Raw genomic sequence first — 700 nt, forward strand, 5'->3', positions numbered from 1 at the left:
GCACTGCGTGACCCTGTCTGAGCCGCCGGCACTGCCAGCATGATCGCCTTCTCGGCGTCCGGCATGGTCACCGCACTGGCCAGGAAGCCGACGGCGCGGCTGGTCATGCCGGTCGCCAGCCGCACCATGATGGCGCGGTCGCTGCCAATCTCGGGAAATCCGCTGGTCGCCATGATCTGGCGCCTGGCGATCACGGGCAACTGCGCCGAGGCGCCTATGATCGCCTCGATGTCGGGATAACCGAACATCGCGGCTCCTGGCCCATTGGCCCAGATCACCTGCTCCAGATCCGCCGACAGGATCGCGATCGCGTCGCCTGCGGCAAAGCGCTGGCGGACCGCGTCGAGCACGGCGACATCAAGGAAGGAATATTCGGACGGCATGCGCTTGGCGGACCTCACGGAGCGGCGATTTTGCAGTTAACGCTTTGTTAATAAAAGCCGGAGGCGCGAAGGTCCACAAGCCAGAACGTGCAAAGGCTGGAATCTGGGCTCTTGGTTAACGGCCCAAAAGAAATTTATGGTGCACTGCAACAAAGATATTGCAATGCACAAAATTTGCCTTTATATTGCCATCATACATGAACGAGACGGCTTTCTGTCAAAGCCGCTGCCGCTGAAAAGGATGGAAAATGTCCAGGACCAAGACCGCCGAGACGATCGAAAACGTTGAATTCCCGAGCTTCGACGCTTCCAAGGCC

The 700-nt window shown here is 59.1% G+C and carries 1 pseudogene; it reads right to left on the bottom strand.

Annotated features, from left to right (window positions below):
* A pseudogene (locus tag EN991_RS38625) lies at positions 1-383 on the bottom strand (PAS domain-containing sensor histidine kinase); the annotation flags it as partial.
* Positions 384-700 lie beyond the last annotated feature (317 nt).

This window comes from Mesorhizobium sp. M7A.F.Ca.US.005.03.2.1, assembly GCF_003997795.1.
Lineage (GTDB): Bacteria > Pseudomonadota > Alphaproteobacteria > Rhizobiales > Rhizobiaceae > Mesorhizobium > Mesorhizobium ciceri.